This is a genomic window from Enterobacter dykesii, assembly GCF_008364625.2.
GTDB lineage: Bacteria > Pseudomonadota > Gammaproteobacteria > Enterobacterales > Enterobacteriaceae > Enterobacter > Enterobacter dykesii.
On sequence record NZ_CP126604.1, the window covers coordinates 2,705,886 to 2,725,181 of the forward strand.

Below are 19,296 nucleotides of genomic sequence, written 5' to 3' on the forward strand. Positions count from 1 at the left end.
ATTTACCGCATAGCCTATTAAAATAAGCATTAAATGCGCTCATGCTCAAGATGAATCCGTTCATGAGTTATTATAACTTTCAACAATACTTATTTGTGCGCAGCTGATGGCCTTAAAAACAACCAAAATTACGCCGACAAGAAAGATAACTGTCCATACGGTAAGCGAAGCTTTGCCACGTGCACATTATCAGCGTTGCCCCCAGTGCGATACGCTTTTTATGTTGCCGAAGATGAAATCGCACCAAAGTGCCTTTTGTCCGCGCTGCGACGCCAAAATTCGCGATGGCCGCGACTGGTCGTTGACCCGCCTCGCCGCCATGGCCGTCACCATGCTGCTGCTGATGCCCTTCGCCTGGAGCGAACCGCTGCTAAAGCTCTACCTGCTTGGCGTACGTATTGACGCCAACGTGCTGCAGGGTATCTGGCAGATGACCCGTCAGGGGGATCCCATCACCGCTGCCATGGTGCTGTTCTGTACCGTTGGCGCGCCGCTGGTGCTGGTCGCCGCCATTGCCTATCTTTGGTTTGGCAATATTCTCGGCATGAATCTTCGGCCGGTACTGCTGATGCTGGATAAGCTCAAAGAGTGGGTGATGCTGGATATTTATCTGGTGGGCGTAGGCGTTGCGTCAATAAAGGTGCAGGACTACGCCTTTTTGCAGCCCGGCATCGGACTCTTTGCTTTCATCAGCCTGGTGTTGCTGAGCATACTGACGCTTATCCACCTGAACGTTGAACAGCTCTGGGAGCGATTTTACCCTCAGCGCCCCGCCACGCGTCCTGATGAAAATCTGCGCGTCTGTCTGGGATGTCACTATACCGGCTTGCCCGACGCGCGTGGGCGCTGCCCGCGTTGCCACATTCCGTTGAGACTGCGGCGCAACAACAGCCTGCAAAAATGCTGGGCCGCGCTGATCGCCTCCCTGGTGTTTCTGATCCCAGCCAACATGCTGCCGATTTCCATCATTTACGTGAATGGCGGGCGTCAGGAGGATACTATCCTCTCCGGGATTATCTCCCTTGCACACAGTAATGTCGGGGTGGCTGCGATCGTTTTTATTGCCAGTATTCTGGTTCCCTTTACCAAAGTGGTGGTGATGTTTACCCTGCTCATCAGCATTCACTTTAAGTGTGAACAAGGCTTACGGACCCGCATTCTGCTGCTGCGGTTCGTCACCTGGATTGGCCGCTGGTCAATGTTAGATCTGTTCGTGATTTCGCTGATGATGTCGCTCATCAATCGCGACCAGCTACTTGCTTTTACAATGGGACCCGCGGCTTTTTATTTCGGCTCTGCGGTGATATTGACTATTCTTGCTGTGGAATGGCTGGATAGCCGCTTACTTTGGGATGCACATGAGTCAGGAAACCCCCGCTTCGCCGACTGAAGCGAGAATTAAAACAAAACGCCGCATTTCGCCATTCTGGTTGCTGCCCGTCATCGCCCTGATGATTGCAGGCTGGCTGATCTGGACGAGCTATGAAGATCGCGGGAGTACCGTCACCATTGATTTCCAGACCGCCGACGGCATCGTCGCCGGGCGAACGCCCGTTCGCTTCCAGGGAGTTGAAGTGGGTACGGTTCAGGACATCTCCCTTGGAAAAGGGCTGAACAAGATTCAGGTGCGGGTCAGTATTAAATCTGACATGCAGGATGCCCTTCGCAGCGAAACGCAGTTCTGGCTTGTCACGCCAAAAGCGTCTCTGGCAGGCGTGTCAGGGCTGGATGCGCTCGTGGGCGGTAACTATATTGGCATGATGCCGGGTAAAGGAGAGCCGCAGGATCACTTTGTCGCCCTGGATACACAGCCCAAGTACCGCCTCAACAACGGCGATTTAATGATCCATCTGCAGGCGCCGGATCTCGGTTCTCTGAACAGTGGCTCACTGGTCTATTTCCGCAAAATCCCGGTTGGCCGCGTGTATGATTACGCGATCAACCCGAATAAACAGGGCGTCACCATCGACGTGCTGATCGAGCGTCGCTTCACCAATCTGGTGAAAAAAGGCAGCCGCTTCTGGAACGTCTCCGGCGTGGATGCGGACGTCAGCCTGAGCGGTGCGAAAGTGAAGCTGGAAAGTCTGGCCGCGCTGGTGAATGGTGCCATTGCCTTTGACTCCCCGGAAAACTCAAGCCCTGCCACCGCGGATGACTCATTTGGATTGTACGCTGACCTGGCGCACAGCCAGCGCGGCGTGATCGTCAAACTCGCCCTGCCCGATGCTAAGGGGCTAAAAGCCGGTTCAACGCCGCTGATGTATCAGGGGTTGCAGGTTGGTCAGCTCACCAAAATGACGCTCAACCCGGGCGGCTCGGTCACCGGCGAAATGACGGTCGATCCGAGCGTGGTCGATCTCCTGCGCGAGAAAACGCGTATCGAAATGCGCAGTCCAAAGCTCTCCCTGAACGATGCCAGCCTCAGCACGCTGTTGACCGGCAATACGTTTGAGCTCATCCCCGGCGAAGGTGAGCCCAGCAATAGCTTCGTGATTGCCCCGGCAGATAAATCCCTGCTGCAAAAGCCGGGCGTAGTGACCGTCACGCTGAATGCGCCAGAAAGTTACGGAATCGAAGCCGGTCAGCCGTTAATTTTACACGGCGTGCAGGTCGGCCAGGTGCTGGAGCGTAAGCTCTCCGCGAATGGCGTGACCTTCTCGGTCGCCATCGATCCGCAGTACAGCGACCTGGTGCACGGTGACAGCAAATTCGTGGTGAACAGTCGCGTCGATGTGAAGGTGGGACTGGACGGCGTGGAGTTCCTCGGTGCCAGCGCCAGTGAATGGGTTAACGGCGGCATCCGCATTCTGCCTGGCGATAAAGGCCCCGTTCGCGACAGCTATCCGCTGTATGCCAACCTGGAGAAAGCGGTTGAAAACAGCCTCAGCGATCTCCCTACCACCACGCTGACATTAAGCGCCGAGACGCTGCCGGACGTACAGGCAGGATCCGTGGTGCTGTATCGCAAGTTTGAAGTCGGGGAAGTGATCACCGTTCGCCCGCGTGCGGACGCGTTTGATATCGAACTGCATATCAAGCCGGAGTACCGCAAGCTGCTGACGCCAAACAGCGTCTTCTGGGCCGAAGGCGGCGCGAAAGTTCAGCTTAACGGTAACGGGCTGACCGTGCAGGCCTCCCCGCTCTCACGCGCGCTGCGCGGAGCGATTAGCTTCGATAACCTCAGCGGCGCGGGCGCGAATCTGCGTAAAGGTGATAAGCGTATTCTCTTCCCGTCCGAAACCGCCGCACGCGCCGTGGGTGGACAGATTACCCTGCACGCGTTTGATGCCGGCAAGCTGGCGGAAGGTATGCCAATCCGCTATCTCGGCATTGATATCGGGCAGATCCAGAAGCTGACGCTGATTACCTCGCGCAACGAGGTGCAGGCCACCGCCGTGCTGTACCCGGAATATGTGCAGACCTTCGCCCGCACGGGTTCGCGCTTCTCGGTGGTCACGCCGCAGATCTCGGCCGCGGGCGTTGAGCATCTCGATACCATTTTGCAGCCTTACATCAACGTGGAGCCGGGCCAGGGCAATGCCCGTCGTGATTTCGAGCTGCAGGAAGCCACGATCACCGACTCGCGCTACCTTGGCGGCCTGAGCATCGTGGTGGAAGTGCCGGAAGCCGGCTCGCTGAGCATCGGCACCCCGGTACTGTTCCGCGGCATTGAGGTGGGTACGGTCACGGGCCTGACGCTCGGTACGCTCTCCGACCGCGTGATGGTGGCGTTACGCATCAGCGAGCGTTACCAGCACCTGGTCCGTAATAACTCGGTATTCTGGCTGGCATCCGGCTATTCGCTGGACTTTGGCCTGACGGGAGGCGTGGTGAAAACCGGCACCTTTAACCAGTTCATTCGCGGCGGTATCGCGTTTGCCACGCCGCCGGGCACGCCGCTGGCGCCGAAAGCGCAGCCGGGTAAACACTTCCTGCTGCTCGAAAGCGAACCGAAAGAGTGGCGCGAATGGGGTACCGCCCTGCCGCGTTAATCTGCAAGGCTCCGGTGTCAACGCACCGGAGCCTTTATGTTACACTGCGCACCTGAACTTTTCCCTGTGGTGTGCCCGTGGCTCAAAACTCCGTATTTCTTCCTGAACAATTCCTGGCGCAGATGCGCGAGGCGCTTCCTTCTCACCTGTCGTTAGATGATTTTATCGCCGCCTGCCAGCGTCCGTTACGCCGAAGTATTCGCGTCAACACGCTGAAAATCAGCGTCGATGATTTTCTGGCGCTGGTCTCGCCGTACGGCTGGCAGCTTACGCCGGTACCGTGGTGCGCTGAGGGGTTCTGGATCGAACGTGATGACGAAGCCTCCCTACCGCTGGGCAGTACCGCTGAGCATCTGAGCGGCCTGTTCTATATTCAGGAAGCCAGCTCGATGCTGCCGGTTGCCGCCCTGTTTGCCGATGGCAATGCGCCTGAGCGCGTGATGGATGTTGCCGCGGCGCCCGGCTCAAAAACCACGCAAATTGCCGCCCGGATGGGTAACCACGGGGCGATCCTCGCCAACGAGTTTTCCGCCAGCCGCGTGAAGGTGTTGCATGCCAACATCAGCCGCTGCGGTATTCATAATGTTGCCCTGACGCACTTTGACGGACGCGTGTTTGGCGCCGCTTTACCGGAAGCCTTCGATGCCATTCTGCTGGACGCGCCCTGCTCCGGCGAAGGGGTGGTGCGTAAAGATCCCGACGCGTTAAAGAACTGGTCAGTTGAGAGCAACCTTGAGATCGCCGCCACGCAGCGCGAGCTGATCGAGAGCGCATTTCACGCCCTGCGCCCAGGCGGCACGCTGGTCTATTCAACGTGTACCTTAAACCGCGATGAAAACGAAGATGTCTGCCTGTGGCTGAAAGCGAACTACCCGGAGGCAGTTGAGTTCCTGCCGCTTAACGATCTGTTCGCCTCGGCACAGGAGGCGGTCACGCCGGAGGGTTTCCTTCACGTGTTCCCGCAGATTTACGACTGCGAAGGGTTCTTTGTGGCGCGTCTGCGTAAAACGCAGGCGGTTGCTCCCCTGCCCGCGCCTAAATTCAAGGTCGGCAACTTCCCGTTTTCCCCTCTTAAAGGTCGCGATGCAGCACAGCTTGAAGCCGCCGCTAAAAAGGTTGGGCTGGTATGGGATGAGAGCCTGCACCCCTGGATGCGTGATAAAGAGATCTGGCTGTTCCCGGCACAGATCGAGCCGCTCATCGGAAAGGTCCGTTTTTCACGAATCGGGATCCGCCTGGCGGAAGTGCATAACAAAGGCTATCGCTGGCAGCATGAGGCCGTAATCGCCCTTGCCGGAGGCGAGAATACCTTTGCCCTGACGCATCAGGAAGCAGAGGAGTGGTACCGTGGCCGCGATGTCTATCCGGACAGCACCCCATCAGGTGACGAAGTAATAGTGACGTATCAGGGATATCCGCTGGGTCTGGCAAAAAAGGTCGGCTCAAGGCTGAAAAACAGCTACCCGCGCGAGCTGGTTCGGGACGGTCGGCTGTTTACCGGTAACGATCGCACGGATTGATAAAAAGCGCATTTTTTTACTGGCGATTTTGCTCTCTTTGTCTACGATCAAAAATGGGTGGCCACACTGGTCATACCAGATTTTGACAACCGACCCGGAGAGCACTATGACGAAAACCAGCGTGCGTATTGGCGCTTTTGAGATCGACGACGCAGAGCTGCGCGGCGAAGCACAAGGCGATCGAACGTTAAGTATTCCCTGCAAATCCGACCCGGATTTGTGCATGCAGCTCGATGCATGGGATGCAGACACCAGCGTCCCGGCAATACTTGATGGCGAACATTCTGTCCTTTACCGTGAGCATTACGATAGTAAAACCGATGCCTGGGTCATGCGTCTTGCCTGACCTAAAGAGAACCCGCCCGAAGGCGGGTTATTTATTACTGCAGCTGCGCCAGCGTGAAGTAACCGTCGAAAACTGCCCCCGTATCAATGTAGTGAAGATTATTAAAATCATACCTTCTGTCGAGGGGCGTATGCCCAAACCAGAAATGATCCGCGCCGCTGATGCCCTCTCCTTTGCCCACCATAAATCCCATCAGCCTGTCGCGGTTCCATAAAACGCGCTGGGGACTAACCGGTTTTTGCCACCGGTATTCCGCGGCCGGATAATCAGCATGGGCTATCACATTCAGACCGTTCGCACAGGTTATCTCGATGATATGCGGTAAATCGCGACAGGCATTGAGCAACGATAGGGCCAACTGTTGCTGGTCGCGTTCAAGATGCGAAAACCATATTCCGCCATTCATCGTCCAGAGTGAAAAATCGTTATTATCCAGACTGTCGAGAGCCATTTGCTCATGGTTTCCCCGCACGGCACGAAACCATTTTTCATGAATTAACTGCAGGCATTTAACGCTATCAGGGCCACGATCGATCACATCCCCGACTGAAATAAGTAAATCCTCATATGGGTTAAAATGACGGCGTTTAAGCTCATCCATAAGCCACTGGTAACAACCGTGTATATCGCTGACAACCCAGACGTGACGCCACATCCCACCTTCAATTCGCTGATACATAGAACCTCCTTTAAACAGTATAGCCGCCGCAGAAAAGGCGACAGACAGGCGCGGTCGTCACGAAGTGAAACAAACGGTAAACCAAACAGAAATAAAGATCCTCGCGCTATTAATCCCTTTTTATTGGCTCTTTAGAATAAGGGTATAAAAAAAGAGGGGTCATCACGTGTCTAATACGCACCTGCATAACGATGTTTTTTATCCGCATCGCACAAATATTATTTCCGAGCTGGTGAACGGCAAACGCGTGCCGGGGCCGATCTGGCGCAAACGCGAATATCGCCTGAAGTTCCTTTTACGCTCGCTTCTGTTCTGGTCTTCCACCCATCGCATGCTGGAAGCCCTTTCGGGGCGCGACGATTTTGACAGACTGCTGGCCTCTCAAATTACGTTGCCCAGCAAGACCCACCGACAGTATCTGATGCGCGGCCTGACGGCTAACGATCGCGCCGACGCTATCGTCAACCATTACTCCTGGATTGATAGCCTGAAAGAGAGCGGTCTCGCTCAGGCCCTGAGCAGCCCACAGGAGCAAGCCGTTGTGCATTTCCATGCCAAAGACGGTGTAACCTATACGGTCAATGCATCCTCTGCCGGGAAAGCCGAGCGCGAAGGCGAAAGCACGCTGTGGCTCCGCGACAACGAGGATACGCTGCTGGCCAGTCTGACCTTTAGCGTCGCGCGCAGTAACGGTCAGCAAGTCATAGTCATCGGCGGGCTTCAGGGGCCCCGTCGCTGCGTATCGCGAGATGTCATTAAACAGGCCACCCGCGCCTGCCACGGCCTGTTCCCTAAGCGCGTGTTAATGGAAGTTCTTTTTCAGCTGGCTGCGCAGTCATCTGTCCGGGCGATTTTTGCCGTCAGCGATGAAGGGCACGTTTTCCGCGCGTTGCGATATCGCCTGAGCAAAGGCCGCCATTTCCACGCCAGCTACGATGAATTTTGGGCATCACTGGACGGTAAAAAGCTTTCGGCCTTCTGCTGGCAGCTGCCGCTGCAGATGGAGCGTAAATCGCTTGAAGAGATTGCCAGTAAAAAACGTGCCGAATACCGCCGTCGCTTTGAGCTGCTCGATGAAATAGAGGCATCCGTTAAGTCCCATTTTTAAGCCCGGCTGGCGCCTTCGCCCACTGCATAGCGGATGCATTCTGTTTAAAAGAGGAATGATAAAGCAGTGCACTCTTGCACAGGGCGAGTGCGCTCAGTTAGCATTGCGCGAAATGATACCGGCGAATGCGTTGGGAAAAGCGCAATGTGGGCGCAAAAAATGAGGGACTTCGGTAATGATCTATGACTGCTTCTTATATTACGATGAAGATATGCTTCTCGAAATCAGGCTGAACACGCTCGCGGACGTTGTCGATCGCTTCGTTATCGTTGAGTCAACGCATACCTTTACCGGTAAAAAGAGGCAGCTGCATTTTGACATTAATAAATACAGTCAGTTTAAAGATAAAATTATCTACGTTGTGCATGATAAAGAACCGATTACGAAAGCCGCTGAAGAATCTCATCCGGCCCGAGAAGTGATTCCGGGTCTGCCAGAGGGTATGGTGGTGGATGCGTGGGCAAATGAAGCCGCGCAGAGGAATGCCATCATGCAGGGTTTGACGCATGCCAACGATGATGATTTGATTTTAGTTTCCGATGTCGATGAGATATTTTCACCCCAGGTGGTAGCATCGATAAATCCCAAAAAGCTCTGCACCACTATTTATCAGAATTTCTATAATTATCAGTTCAACCTGCAGGTTTTTAATACTGATAACACGCCAAGAAAATGCAAATTACCGAGAGCCACACAATATAAAAATCTCGTTAGTTTCTTTGGCGGCGAACCTGAATCATTCAGGAATCTTAAACGCACCCGAAGCGTTAAAAACTGGTCCTGGCTAAAGTGGAACTGGTTCAAGATTAACAACAGCATCATTGAAAATGGTGGCTGGCATTTCTCTTGGGTAATGACACCCGAGCGCATCTCAGAAAAAATGTCGACCATATCCCATACCGAATACGATCTTCCTGAGTTTAACAACCCGGAACACATCATGAAGGTCATTAAAAACGCGGAAGATATCTGGGGGCGCGACAGGACGTTAATCAAGCAAGAGCTAACGGTTGAAAACTTCCCGGAGTACATTGTCCGCCACAAAGACAAATTCAGCGCGTTCATTATTTAACTTACGGGTTGCCCTTTCGCACCGCAGAGGGCGTTTGCTCAGCGGTCGCTCTACCACAAAATTTTAACAAAGATCCCAAAAAACCCTGGACGCACGCGGTCATGAGTATGTTATGGTTTAGACAGGATATGGAATGTTCGAGAAAGTTTCGGGTAAGTTAGAGTCAACACCGAACAATGCTTTGAAAAACATACAGATAAAAAGAGACCGAATACGATTCCTGTATTCGGTCCAGGGAAATGGCTCTTGGGAGAGAGCCGTGCGCTAAAAGTTGGCATTAATGCAGGCTAAGTCGCCTTGCCTTTTAAGAATAGATGACGACGCCAGGTTTTCCAGTCCACAGCTAAAGCGGTCGGAAAAAAAGCGCCAGAGCATCATTAAAAGTGAAAAACCGCAGTGCTTTCGCAAGCATCTGCGGTTTTTTATTGGAAACCCGAACGTTAGCAGAGCTTGTCGGCGCGCTCAATAAACGGTGCCAGACTCATTTTTTGTCCCGGATGCGACGGGTCATCGATCTGAATAATGCTAATCGGCTGGCCGCTGCTCTTGCCGCTGGCTACCTGCTGCTCTGCGTTATCATTCAGCGGGTATTGCACCAGCGTGCTCGGGTTGATGGCATACAGTGCATGACCAGGACGGCAGGTCAGCATCACCTCTTCGCGATTGAACGCCCATTTGTCCTTACCCACTTCAAAACGGCTGACGGTGATAACCTGCGGTGCGGCAAGCGCGCTTCCCGTACAGGCCAGCAATATGAGAGAAAGTACTGTCTTTTTCATATGATATTTAACCTTGTCAGAAGGGTTCCCAGGTGGCGAACAGACTGACCGTTGCCAGCACCAGCGCTCCCAGCACCACTTCTGCCTGTGTCATCCTGATAAAAATCTGTTGTGCTCGTCCGCTCTCCGGACGAAACCGTGGCACCAGAAAATACCGATTTGCCAGCGCAATTACCACCATCAACGCCACCAGCGCACATTTGAACAACAAAAACCGCACGTAGCCAGCCTGCCAGGGAATATGGACACCCAGTATCATGAGCGTATTTATCACGCCGGTGAGCAGCACGCCCGCAACGGCGTAATGCCCCACGCGCGAGAAACGCATCATGGTAAAGATGGCGGCATTCTGCCAGCGTCCTTTCGCCAGGCGCATGCAGAACAGCAGAGGCAGTAATCCGCCGAGCCAGGTGGCGGCGCAGATCAGGTGAATAGCATAATTAAGACGCTGCAGCGCCCCCATCGGACCGTCGTTCATCGCCGCGTGCCCTACCCCAGCCAGCAGGATAAGCTGTCCCATTGCGAGCAGCAGCAGCCGCGAACCTTTCAGCGGTGCGAGCCATGCTGCGCCGACCGTTATCGCAGCGAGGATCATTTGCCACAGCCAGACGCCGCCAAAACGGGTTCCCATCACGCTGAACCAGACCTGTGGCGCAAACACATCTCCCCAGCCGTTGCCCATCAATCCGCCCTGCAGCATAAACATCAGGACCGCAGCCGCCAGGCTCACTAAGGCCGCCACTTTCTGCTGCGACTGGAAGCGCCGGGACATCAGACGGTGGAGAGAGGAAGGCGCAAACCAGACGCTGTAAAGCGCGTTGCCAAAAACAAGCATCAGCGCCCCGAAATGGATAAAGCGCAACCCGATATAACACAGCGCCAGCATGCTATTTCACGCTAAAGTGATAGCTGCCTTTGGTTTTATGGCCGTCCACGGAGACCACGTGCCAGTCTACCTGGTACGTCCCTGACGTCAGCGTTTGTTCCAGCGGCACGGTGAGTTGCGCTTTGTTCTGTTCGTCGCGCGTGGCGGTTCCCGTTTTGATGACCTGCTTTTGTGCATCCGTCACCACCACACCGCTAAATCCCGGTTCGATGCCTTCTGAAAAATTCAGCGTAAGTGCCTGCGGAGCGCTCGCCACGCTGTCCGCTGCCGGGCTCTGCTGTTTAAGATGTGCATGTGCCAGCGCGGAGGGCGCCATCATTATCGAGGCTACAAAAACCAGTGCGCATACCGCGCGGGAGGTGGAGAAACCCATCGCAATCATTCCTTTTTGTTATGTCTGTATGCTAAAGAATAACTCTGTATAATAAACGAGTCGAGGATCATCCTGCCTCCGCTTGTCATCGTCGTGCAATCGCGGTAACGTTGCCGCCGCAGAAAAAGGAGAAGGTAATGAAGATCAATCTGGCCGCCCTTCCGCAGGACGAGATGGATAAAGTGAATGTCGATCTCGCTGCCGCTGGCGTCGCGTTCAAAGAGCGTTACAACATGCCCGTCGTGGCTGAAGTCGTGGAACGGGAACAGCCCGCCCATCTGCGCGACTGGTTTCGCGAAAGACTCATCGCCCACCGCCTTGCCTCGGTCAACCTCTCCCGTTTACCGTACGAGCCTAAAGTTAAATAAGCTTAACGAGTCGTTACACTTCCTTACGCGGAATCTGGCAGGATAAGAAAACCCTGATTATTTTAGGTGTATTCTTAAATCTCTGCGACTCAGTGTATAAGGAAGTCACGATGTCACATTGGAATATAGCGGCAGCCCAGTATGGCGGGCTGCATCAGACTGTAGATGACCATGTTAAGCACCACCTGCGCTTCATCGCCGAAGCAGCACGGCAGCGGTGTGATCTGCTGGTTTTCCCTGAACTCTCATTAACGGGCTCTGGCGCTCCGACGCTACCTCCCCCACCCGATGACGCGCAGCTGGAGCCGCTGCTTAATGCAGCACATTTTTACCAGATTACCGTCATTGCAGGACTCCCTCTGGAACAGGATGGGCAGCGCCAGAAAGGCCTGGTGCTGTTTTCGCCTGCTCGCCATCGCATTTTGCGCTATCCGCAAGGGCGCGGAGCCAGCCTGGTGCCGGGGGACAAGCACCTTAGCATCCTTGATGCACATCCCGATTCTCCCAATCTCGATCCCAGAGCAACGCTTGTTACCAGCTGCCAGTCGGTGGGGGATAATCGCTGGCGGCAGTCCATCAGTAACCTGCAGCGCTTCGCGCATAAATATGCCATTGCGGTGCTGATGGCGAACGCCTGCGGCGGCAGCGCGCTGTGGGATGAAAAAGGCCAGCTGATCGTGCGCGCGGATAAGGGCGAGCTTCTGGTGACCGGCACGCTCGGCGGAGAGGGTTGGCAAGGCGATATCATTCCTTTAGGCTAGGCGTTTTAAGCTCAGGAGTTTTCAATGCTGCGCGTCATCGATACCGAAACTTGCGATCTTCAGGGCGGAATAGTGGAAGTGGCCTCTGTCGACGTGGTTGATGGTAAAATCGTCAACCCCATGAGCCATCTGGTGCGTCCCGATCGCCCCATCAGCCCTCAGGCGATGGCTATCCATCGCATTACCGAATCGATGGTGGCGGATAAGCCGTGGATCGAAGAGATCATTCCCCACTACTACGGTAGCCCGTGGTACGTCGCGCATAACGCCAGCTTTGACCGCCGGGTGTTGCCTGAAATGCCGGGGGAATGGATTTGCACCATGAAGCTGGCGCGTCGTCTCTGGCCGGGGATTAAATACAGCAACATGGCGCTGTACAAGTCCCGCAAGCTCAGCGTCCGTACCCCTGAGGGGCTTCACCATCACCGCGCGCTGTATGACTGCTATATCACCGCCGCGCTGCTGATTGATATTATGAATATCTCTGGCTGGACACCGGATGATATGGCGACGATCACCGGACGTCCCGCGCTGCTGACCATATTTACCTTTGGTAAATATCGCGGAAAGCCGGTGTCCGAGGTGGCGGATAAAGATCCGGGCTATTTGCGCTGGCTGTATAACAACCTCGACAGAATGAGCCCGGAGCTGCGCTTAACGCTGAAACATTATCTGGGCGATGCTTAACGCTCTGCACGGCCTGGCAGCGTTTCCTGCGCCAGGCCTATTAAAAAGGCATATTCCAGGGCAACGCCTTCGTACGATTTAAATCGGCCCGATTTACCCCCGTGTCCGGAATCCATGTCGGTACACAGCAGCAGCAGGTTGTCATCGGTTTTCAGCTCTCGCAGTTTCGCTACCCATTTTGCCGGCTCCCAGTATTGCACCTGAGAATCATGCAAACCGGTGGTGACCAGCATATGCGGGTAGGCTTGCGCCTCCACGTTATCGTACGGGCTGTACTCTTTCATATAGCGGTAGTACATCTCATCCTGCGGATTTCCCCACTCCTCAAACTCCCCGGTGGTAAGGGGAATGGATTCATCGAGCATAGTCGTGACCACATCGACAAACGGTACCTGCGCGACAATCCCCTTAAAGCGATCGGGACGCTGGTTGATGACCGCCCCCATCAGCATGCCGCCCGCGCTGCCCCCCATGCCAAAGCATAGCTGCGGAGCGCCGTAGCCCTGCTCAATCAGCGCATCACAGACGTCGAGGTAGTCATTGAAGGTATTTTTCTTTTTAAGGAATTTCCCGTCTTCATACCAGTTCTGGCCCAGCTCACCGCCGCCGCGAATGTGGGCGATGGCGAAAACAAAGCCGCGATCGAGCAGGCTTAACCGACTGCTGCTGAAATCGGCATCCATGCTTGAGCCATACGAGCCATAGCCGTACACCAGGATCGGGTTTTTGCCTTTCTGGAAATGGCCTTTGTGATAGACGAGCGAGACCGGGACCTCAACGCCATCGCGAGCGGTAACCCACAGGTGCTCGCTGCGGTAGTTTTCGGACTCAAACCCTTTGACCTCGGTCTGTTTAATCACTTGCCGCTGCCCGGTATCCATATCCAGCTCAAACAGGGTGTCCGGCGTGGTCATGGAGGAGTAGCCGTAGCGCAACCGCGACGATTCGGGTTCAGGGTTGAAACCAATCCACGTCACGTAGGCCGGGTCATCGAATGCAATCCCCACCACTTCCCGGGTTTTTCGGTTGATTTGCCGGATACTGGTCAGCCCGCGCTGACGCTCTTCCACCACCAGCCAGTCGGTAAAGAGGGTGAACCCTTCCAGCATCACCTGATCCCGCGCGGGGATAAGCACCTCCCACTTGCGCTCATCGCGCACTTTGGTTTTATAGAGACCAAAGTTTTTGCCCTCGCGATTGGAGCGCAAATAAAAGCTGTGCTGGAAGTGATCCAGGCTGTACTCGTGATCCTTGCGGCGCGGCAGGAAACAGAGCGGCTGGGCGTCCGGCAGTTCGGCATCCAGCAGCAGAACTTCCGACGTCGTCGCGCTGGCAAGGAAGATAATCACATAGTGGCGTGAGGAAGTTTTATGCAGGCTGACATAAAACGTTTCGTCTTTCTCTTCGTAAACCAGCTCGTCGTCAGCGGAGTCCGTTCCCACGGTATGTCGCCACACCTGGTAAGGGAGCAGCGTTGACGCGTGCTTTTTGACGTAGTAAACCGTCTCGGAATCATTCGCCCAGACAAAATCCGGGGAGACGTTTTCCAGCATTTCCGGATACCAGTTGCCGGTGTCCAGATTGCGAAACCGCAGGCCGTACTGGCGACGGGAGAGGTAATCCTCCGCCAGCGCCATCACCGCGTTGTCAGGGGAAATGGACATGCCGCCCAGGGTATAAAACTCGCTGTGGGCGGCGCGCTGGTTGGCATCCAGCAGAATATCCCACGCATCCCATTCGGCGCTTAACACCGACTGACGCTGGTAAATAGGATACTCATTGCCGGGCTCGTAAATATGGCGATAGCGATAGCCATTTTTGGTCCAGGGCGCGGAGATATCGCGCTGGGGAATACGCTGCACCATTTCATTCAGCAGCTGGTCCTGAAGCGTCTGCTGGCTGGACATGACCTTGCGGCCATAGTCGTTTTCCTCGTGCAGGTAGTCGAGTACCTCTGGCCGGGAGCGAGAATCGTCCCGTAGCCAGTAATAGTTGTCTATACGCGTATCGCCATGCGTGGTGATCGCATAAGGAGTACGTCGGGCTTTCGGTGGCATGTCATCATTCTTTTTCGTTTTACACCCTATAAGGTTGGCAAAACCCACGCATGATGCAAGCGAAACAGGGTCGCAACGGCGAGAACTATCCCTGTAACGCCTGTTTTTGCTCCCGGATGTCCCGCTCAATGCCTTCACGCACGTCTTGTGGGATCTTTAACGCATCGCCCAGGGCGTTAAGGTAGCTCCGCTCCATAAAGTGATCGATATCGATGGCGGCGCAGCTGAGGAAATAGAGTTCAAGCGCCTCTTCCTCATTTTTCACGCTTTGCGCCAGACGCTGCGGCTCCAGAGGCTGCTCGATGGCCTGCGCCACCAGCGTTCTGCCCTTCTCTTCAACGCCGGCTTCACGCAGCTGCTGCTCGATCGCCGCTCGCTCTTTATCGTCAATATGCCCGTCACTTTTCGCGGCAAAAACCAGCGCAAGAATGAGCCGCTCGGTACGCAGATCCAGCGGCGAGGTGTGCTCGCCGTAATGCGGTTCATCGCTGTGCGCGGTCCTAACTCTGTCCTTGTATTTATTCCACAGCACGGTGCCCGCGATGGCGCCCCCACCGGCCAGCAGTGCGCCTGTCCCGTACTTAGCCAGCAGCTTGCGCGAGGATTTATTCGCGACCAGCAGGCCTGCCAGCCCGCCGAGCGCCCCGGGTACCAGCAGTTTGCTGAGGTCCCGTTCGCCAGACGATGTTTTCTGCCCTAACAGGGATTGCAATTGATTTAACCAGCCAGACATGGTTTCCCTCACTTAACGGTGAACATATTCCACAGCGTAAGCGAGCGGGCGTCAGGAAATGTCTGGACGGGCTAAAGAAGCGCAAATTTCTTCTCCCTTCACCTGGCCATGTACAAGACAGACGCAAACGTTTTCGTTTATACTGCGCGCAACTTTTTCAGGGGGATTGTTATGATTCGTTTAGGAACTGCGCTGCGACCTGCAGCGACGCGAGTGATGCTGTTGGGATCGGGCGAGCTGGGAAAAGAGGTCGCCATCGAGTGCCAGCGTTTAGGTGTGGAAGTCATTGCCGTAGACCGTTACGCCGACGCCCCAGCCATGCACGTCGCCCATCGTTCTTATGTGATTAACATGCTGGATGGCGACGCCCTTCGCGAACTGATTACGCGCGAGAAACCTGATTTTGTCGTGCCGGAAATTGAAGCTATTGCCACCGATACGCTGATCGCCCTGGAGCAGGAAGGCCAGCGCGTGGTGCCCTGCGCGAAAGCCGCAAAGCTGACCATGAACCGCGAAGGCATTCGTCGCCTCGCGGCGGAAGAGCTGGAATTGCCCACCTCGAGCTATCGTTTTGCTGGCGATAAGGCCGCGTTTCTGCAGGCCGTCGAGGAGATTGGCTACCCGTGCATCGTTAAGCCGGTGATGAGCTCCTCCGGTAAAGGACAAAGCTTTATTCGCGACAGCAGCGCGCTGGATAACGCGTGGGATTATGCCCAGCAGGGTGGCCGTGCCGGAGCCGGACGCGTGATCGTCGAAGGCGTCGTGAAGTTTGATTTCGAAATCACCCTGCTGACCGTCAGCGCCGTTGACGGAGTCCATTTCTGCGACCCGATTGGCCACCGTCAGGAAGATGGCGATTACCGCGAATCCTGGCAGCCGCAGCAGATGAGCGCCCTGGCGCTGGAGCGTGCTCAGGAGATCGCCCGTAAAACCGTCCTGGCGCTGGGCGGCTATGGCCTGTTCGGCGTGGAGCTGTTTGTACGCGGTGATGAAGTGATTTTCAGCGAAGTATCCCCTCGCCCGCATGACACCGGCATGGTCACGCTGATTTCGCAGGATCTCTCCGAGTTCGCCCTGCACGTGCGCGCCTTCCTCGGCCTGCCCGTCGGCGGTGTTCGTCAGTATGGTCCGGCCGCCTCGGCGGTGATCCTGCCGCAGTTAACCAGCCAGAACGTCACGTTTGATAACGTCGACGGGGCGGTGGGCGCAGGATTGCAGGTACGTTTGTTCGGCAAGCCGGAGATCGACGGAACTCGCCGTCTTGGCGTGGCATTAGCTACCGGGGATAACGTTGACGACGCCGTGGCGAGAGCGAAAGCGGCCGCTGCGAGCGTCAAGGTAGAGGGATAAAAAAACGGGCCAAAAGGCCCGTTTTTCATGCTGCGATTAACTTACTGTTTCGCGCCTTCAACCGCTTCGCGAGCCAGTTTGGTAATGCGATCCCAGTCGCCCGCTTCCAGCGCATCCGCCGGAACCAGCCATGAACCGCCGATGCACAGCACGCTTTTCAGCGCCAGGTAGTCACGGTAGTTGGCAGGAGAGATACCGCCCGTCGGGCAGAAGCGTACCTGCGAGAAGGGACCCGCAATCGCCTGCAGCGCTTTGGTGCCACCGTTTGCTTCAGCCGGGAAGAATTTGAACTCTTTCAGACCGTAGTCCATGCCCAGCATCAGTTCAGAGACGGTGCTGATGCCAGGGATCAGCGGAATGGTACCTTCGGTGGCGGCTTTCAGCAGCGGCTCGGTCAGGCCCGGGCTGATGGCAAACTGCGCGCCCGCTTCGGTCACTTCAGCCAGCTGTTTTGCGTTCGTCACGGTACCCGCACCGATGATGGCGTCCGGCACTTCTTTCGCGATAGCGCGGATAGCATCCATCGCGCAGGCGGTGCGCAGGGTCACTTCCAGAACGCGAACGCCGCCCGCTACCAGCGCTTTCGCCATCGGTACAGCGTGCTCCAGCTTGTTTACCACGATAACCGGCACGACAGGGCCAGTGGTCAGGATTGCTTCTGCACTTGTTTTCCAGTTTTTCATCAGAGTTTTCTCTCGCCAGATCGTTAAAATCAAGTCGTCTTAAAACGTAATACAGGTTGCGCCCTGCTCCGCACCGGAGAGTTTCTCACGCAGCGCGCTGAACATTTCGCGTCCGGTCCCCACGCGCGATGCGCTCAGGTCAGGAATATGAGGCTGACGTGCCGCCAGCTCGGATTCATCCACCAGCAGGGTTAACTCGCCCGTCTGGCCGTTCACGCGGATCATGTCACCGTCGCGTACTTTCGCCAGCAACCCGCCGTCGTAGGCTTCAGGCGTCACGTGGATGGCTGAAGGCACTTTACCGGATGCCCCGGAGAGGCGTCCATCAGTGACTAACGCAATTTTGAAACGGCGGTCCAATAATACACCAAGTGGTGGCATAAGTTTATGTAATTCTGGCATCCCGTTGGCTTTAGGCCCCTGGTGACGCACCACCACCACGCAGTCTTTATCAAGAAGACCGGCGTCAAAGGCGGGTAATACGTCATGCTGGCTTTCAAACACCACCGCCGGCGCTTCGATAACCTGGTTCTCTTCCGGTACGGCAGAGGTCTTCATCACCGCGCGGCCGAGGTTGCCGCTCAGCACTTTGGTGCCGCCATGAGGAGAGAACGGTTTGTCGATGGTGGCAATCACCTGCGCATCAAGAGAGGCGCTCGCCCCTTCACGCCAGTCCAGCTCGCCGTTGTTCAGCCACGGCTCCTGGGTGTAGCGCTGCAGGCCAAAGCCCGCCACGGTATTCACGTCTTCATGCAGCAGTCCGCCTTTCAGCAGCTCGCGCATCAGCAGCGGTACGCCGCCTGCGGCCTGGAAGTGGTTGATATCCGCCGGACCGTTCGGGTATAGGCGCGCCATCAGCGGCACCACGGAAGAGATCTCAGAGAAGTCATCCCAGTTAATCAGAATGCCCGCCGCACGCGCCATGGCCACCAGATGCATGGTGTGGTTGGTTGACCCCCCGGTTGCCAGCAGCGCGACAATTCCGTTGACGATGACTTTTTCGTCGACCATTTTGCCCATCGGCATCCATTCGTTGCCGTTGCCGGTCAGACGCGTAACCTGACGGGCCGCGGCCTCGGTCAGCGCCTTGCGCAGCGGCGCATCCGGCTGGATAAAGGACGAACCCGGAAGCTGCATCCCCATAAACTCCACCACCATCTGGTTAGTGTTAGCCGTACCGTAGAACGTACAGGTCCCCGGCGCATGATAGGACGCGGCTTCCGCCTCCAGCAGCGCCTGACGGTCTGCTTTCCCTTCCGCATACAGCTGGCGAATACGCACTTTTTCTTTGTTCGGCAGACCGCTCGCCATTGGGCCGGACGGGACGAAGATCGCAGGCAGATGCCCAAACGACAGCGCCGCCATCACCAGGCCCGGGACAATCTTGTCGCACACGCCGAGGTACAGCGCGCCATCAAACATATTGTGTGACAGGCCCACCGCGGCAGACATCGCAATTACTTCGCGGCTCAGCAGGGACAGCTCCATGCCGTCCTGCCCCTGCGTCACGCCGTCACACATAGCAGGTACGCCGCCCGCCACCTGGCCCACCGCATTCACGCTGTGCAGCGCGTTACGGATGATAGTGGGATAGACCTCATACGGCTGGTGGGCGGAAAGCATATCGTTATAGGAGGTAATGATGGCGATATTGTTACGCAACATGCTTTTCAGCGACGCTTTATCATCAGGCTGGCAGGCGGCGAAGCCGTGCGCCAGGTTCCCGCAGGCCAGCTGAGATCGGTGGACGGTGCTGCTCTTTGCCTGTTCAATCCGGGCGAGGTAGGCCGAACGGGTCTCTTTCGAGCGCTCGATAATGCGCTGTGTTACGCGTAACAGTGTCGGATTCATAAAAGCTCCTCTAAATTATCTGTCCGGCTCGGGAGTTTACAAAGTCGCTGG

The 19,296-nt window shown here is 55.9% G+C and carries 18 protein-coding genes; 10 read left to right on the forward strand and 8 right to left on the reverse strand.

All coding sequences use genetic code 11. From position 1 onward, the window contains the following. Positions 1-106: 106 nt before the first annotated feature. The 4 genes from yebS (at position 107) to F0320_RS13025 (ending at position 5,858) form a co-directional block, all read left to right on the forward strand. A complete protein-coding gene (gene yebS, locus F0320_RS13010; protein WP_023312213.1) occupies positions 107-1,390 on the forward strand; it encodes a membrane integrity lipid transport subunit YebS in 1,284 nt (427 codons plus the stop codon). Further along, a complete protein-coding gene (locus F0320_RS13015; protein WP_047652308.1) occupies positions 1,359-3,992 on the forward strand; it encodes a PqiB family protein in 2,634 nt (877 codons plus the stop codon). Before yebS ends, F0320_RS13015 begins: the two co-directional genes overlap by 32 nt. 77 nt (positions 3,993-4,069) lie before the next feature. After that, a complete protein-coding gene (rsmF, locus tag F0320_RS13020; RefSeq protein ID WP_149323929.1) occupies positions 4,070-5,512 on the forward strand; it encodes a 16S rRNA (cytosine(1407)-C(5))-methyltransferase RsmF in 1,443 nt (480 codons plus the stop codon). Between the two features lie 106 nt (positions 5,513-5,618). Continuing rightward, a complete protein-coding gene (locus tag F0320_RS13025) occupies positions 5,619-5,858 on the forward strand; it encodes a YebV family protein (protein ID WP_008500472.1) in 240 nt (79 codons plus the stop codon). 34 nt (positions 5,859-5,892) lie between these two features. Here the strand turns inward: F0320_RS13025 and pphA are convergent, their stop codons facing one another. Further along, on the reverse strand, positions 5,893-6,537 hold the full coding sequence (gene pphA / locus F0320_RS13030) for a protein-serine/threonine phosphatase (protein ID WP_126330125.1): 645 nt from the start codon (positions 6,535-6,537) through the stop codon (positions 5,893-5,895). A gap of 166 nt (positions 6,538-6,703) precedes the next feature. Here pphA and F0320_RS13035 point away from each other — a divergent pair, with 166 nt between their 5' ends. Further along, positions 6,704-7,645, forward strand: a complete 942-nt coding sequence (locus tag F0320_RS13035; protein ID WP_126330127.1) for a VirK/YbjX family protein — start codon at positions 6,704-6,706, stop codon at positions 7,643-7,645. A 175-nt stretch (positions 7,646-7,820) separates the two neighbouring features. Continuing rightward, positions 7,821-8,717: a benzoate transporter gene (locus F0320_RS13040; protein ID WP_126330129.1), complete on the forward strand. Its 897-nt coding sequence runs from the start codon at positions 7,821-7,823 to the stop codon at positions 8,715-8,717. A gap of 440 nt (positions 8,718-9,157) precedes the next feature. Here F0320_RS13040 and F0320_RS13045 read toward each other — a convergent pair whose 3' ends face one another. Genes F0320_RS13045 through yobA form a run of 3 tightly spaced genes read right to left on the reverse strand, consistent with a single transcriptional unit; the run spans position 9,158 to position 10,755 of the window. After that, positions 9,158-9,496, reverse strand: coding sequence for a YebY family protein (locus F0320_RS13045; RefSeq protein WP_126330131.1), 339 nt, complete (start codon positions 9,494-9,496; stop codon positions 9,158-9,160). 16 nt (positions 9,497-9,512) lie between these two features. Further along, positions 9,513-10,382, reverse strand: a complete 870-nt coding sequence (copD, locus tag F0320_RS13050) for a copper homeostasis membrane protein CopD (protein WP_126330133.1) — start codon at positions 10,380-10,382, stop codon at positions 9,513-9,515. Position 10,383: 1 nt separating this feature from the next. Next, the gene (yobA, locus tag F0320_RS13055) at positions 10,384-10,755 is read right to left on the reverse strand and encodes a CopC domain-containing protein YobA (RefSeq protein WP_126330135.1); all 372 of its coding nucleotides are present in this window, start codon (positions 10,753-10,755) and stop codon (positions 10,384-10,386) included. A gap of 137 nt (positions 10,756-10,892) precedes the next feature. On the opposite strand from yobA, the gene F0320_RS13060 reads away from it, so the two are divergent. The 3 genes from F0320_RS13060 to exoX all read left to right on the forward strand — a co-directional run bounded on the left by F0320_RS13060 (position 10,893) and on the right by exoX (position 12,571). Then, on the forward strand, positions 10,893-11,123 hold the full coding sequence (locus F0320_RS13060) for a DNA polymerase III subunit theta (RefSeq protein WP_008500465.1): 231 nt from the start codon (positions 10,893-10,895) through the stop codon (positions 11,121-11,123). A 110-nt stretch (positions 11,124-11,233) separates the two neighbouring features. Continuing rightward, positions 11,234-11,884: a carbon-nitrogen hydrolase family protein gene (locus F0320_RS13065; protein WP_126330137.1), complete on the forward strand. Its 651-nt coding sequence runs from the start codon at positions 11,234-11,236 to the stop codon at positions 11,882-11,884. Positions 11,885-11,908: 24 nt separating this feature from the next. Next, the gene (exoX, locus tag F0320_RS13070) at positions 11,909-12,571 is read left to right on the forward strand and encodes an exodeoxyribonuclease X (RefSeq protein WP_126330139.1); all 663 of its coding nucleotides are present in this window, start codon (positions 11,909-11,911) and stop codon (positions 12,569-12,571) included. On the opposite strand, the gene ptrB is transcribed toward exoX, so the two are convergent. Further along, positions 12,568-14,628, reverse strand: a complete 2,061-nt coding sequence (gene ptrB / locus F0320_RS13075) for an oligopeptidase B (protein ID WP_126330141.1) — start codon at positions 14,626-14,628, stop codon at positions 12,568-12,570. The genes exoX and ptrB overlap by 4 nt on opposite strands. Before the next feature lie 85 nt (positions 14,629-14,713). Then, positions 14,714-15,361: a tellurite resistance TerB family protein gene (locus F0320_RS13080; protein ID WP_126330143.1), complete on the reverse strand. Its 648-nt coding sequence runs from the start codon at positions 15,359-15,361 to the stop codon at positions 14,714-14,716. A gap of 171 nt (positions 15,362-15,532) precedes the next feature. Here F0320_RS13080 and purT point away from each other — a divergent pair, with 171 nt between their 5' ends. After that, positions 15,533-16,711 (forward strand): formate-dependent phosphoribosylglycinamide formyltransferase, encoded by a 1,179-nt coding sequence (purT, locus tag F0320_RS13085; protein WP_126330145.1) that lies wholly within the window; start codon positions 15,533-15,535, stop codon positions 16,709-16,711. 41 nt (positions 16,712-16,752) lie between these two features. On the opposite strand, the gene kdgA is transcribed toward purT, so the two are convergent. Together kdgA and edd are read right to left on the reverse strand one after the other, a co-directional pair. Then, positions 16,753-17,394: a bifunctional 4-hydroxy-2-oxoglutarate aldolase/2-dehydro-3-deoxy-phosphogluconate aldolase gene (gene kdgA / locus F0320_RS13090; RefSeq protein WP_047652319.1), complete on the reverse strand. Its 642-nt coding sequence runs from the start codon at positions 17,392-17,394 to the stop codon at positions 16,753-16,755. A gap of 39 nt (positions 17,395-17,433) precedes the next feature. Next, a complete protein-coding gene (gene edd / locus F0320_RS13095) occupies positions 17,434-19,245 on the reverse strand; it encodes a phosphogluconate dehydratase (RefSeq protein WP_126330147.1) in 1,812 nt (603 codons plus the stop codon). Between the last annotated feature and the right edge of the window lie 51 nt (positions 19,246-19,296).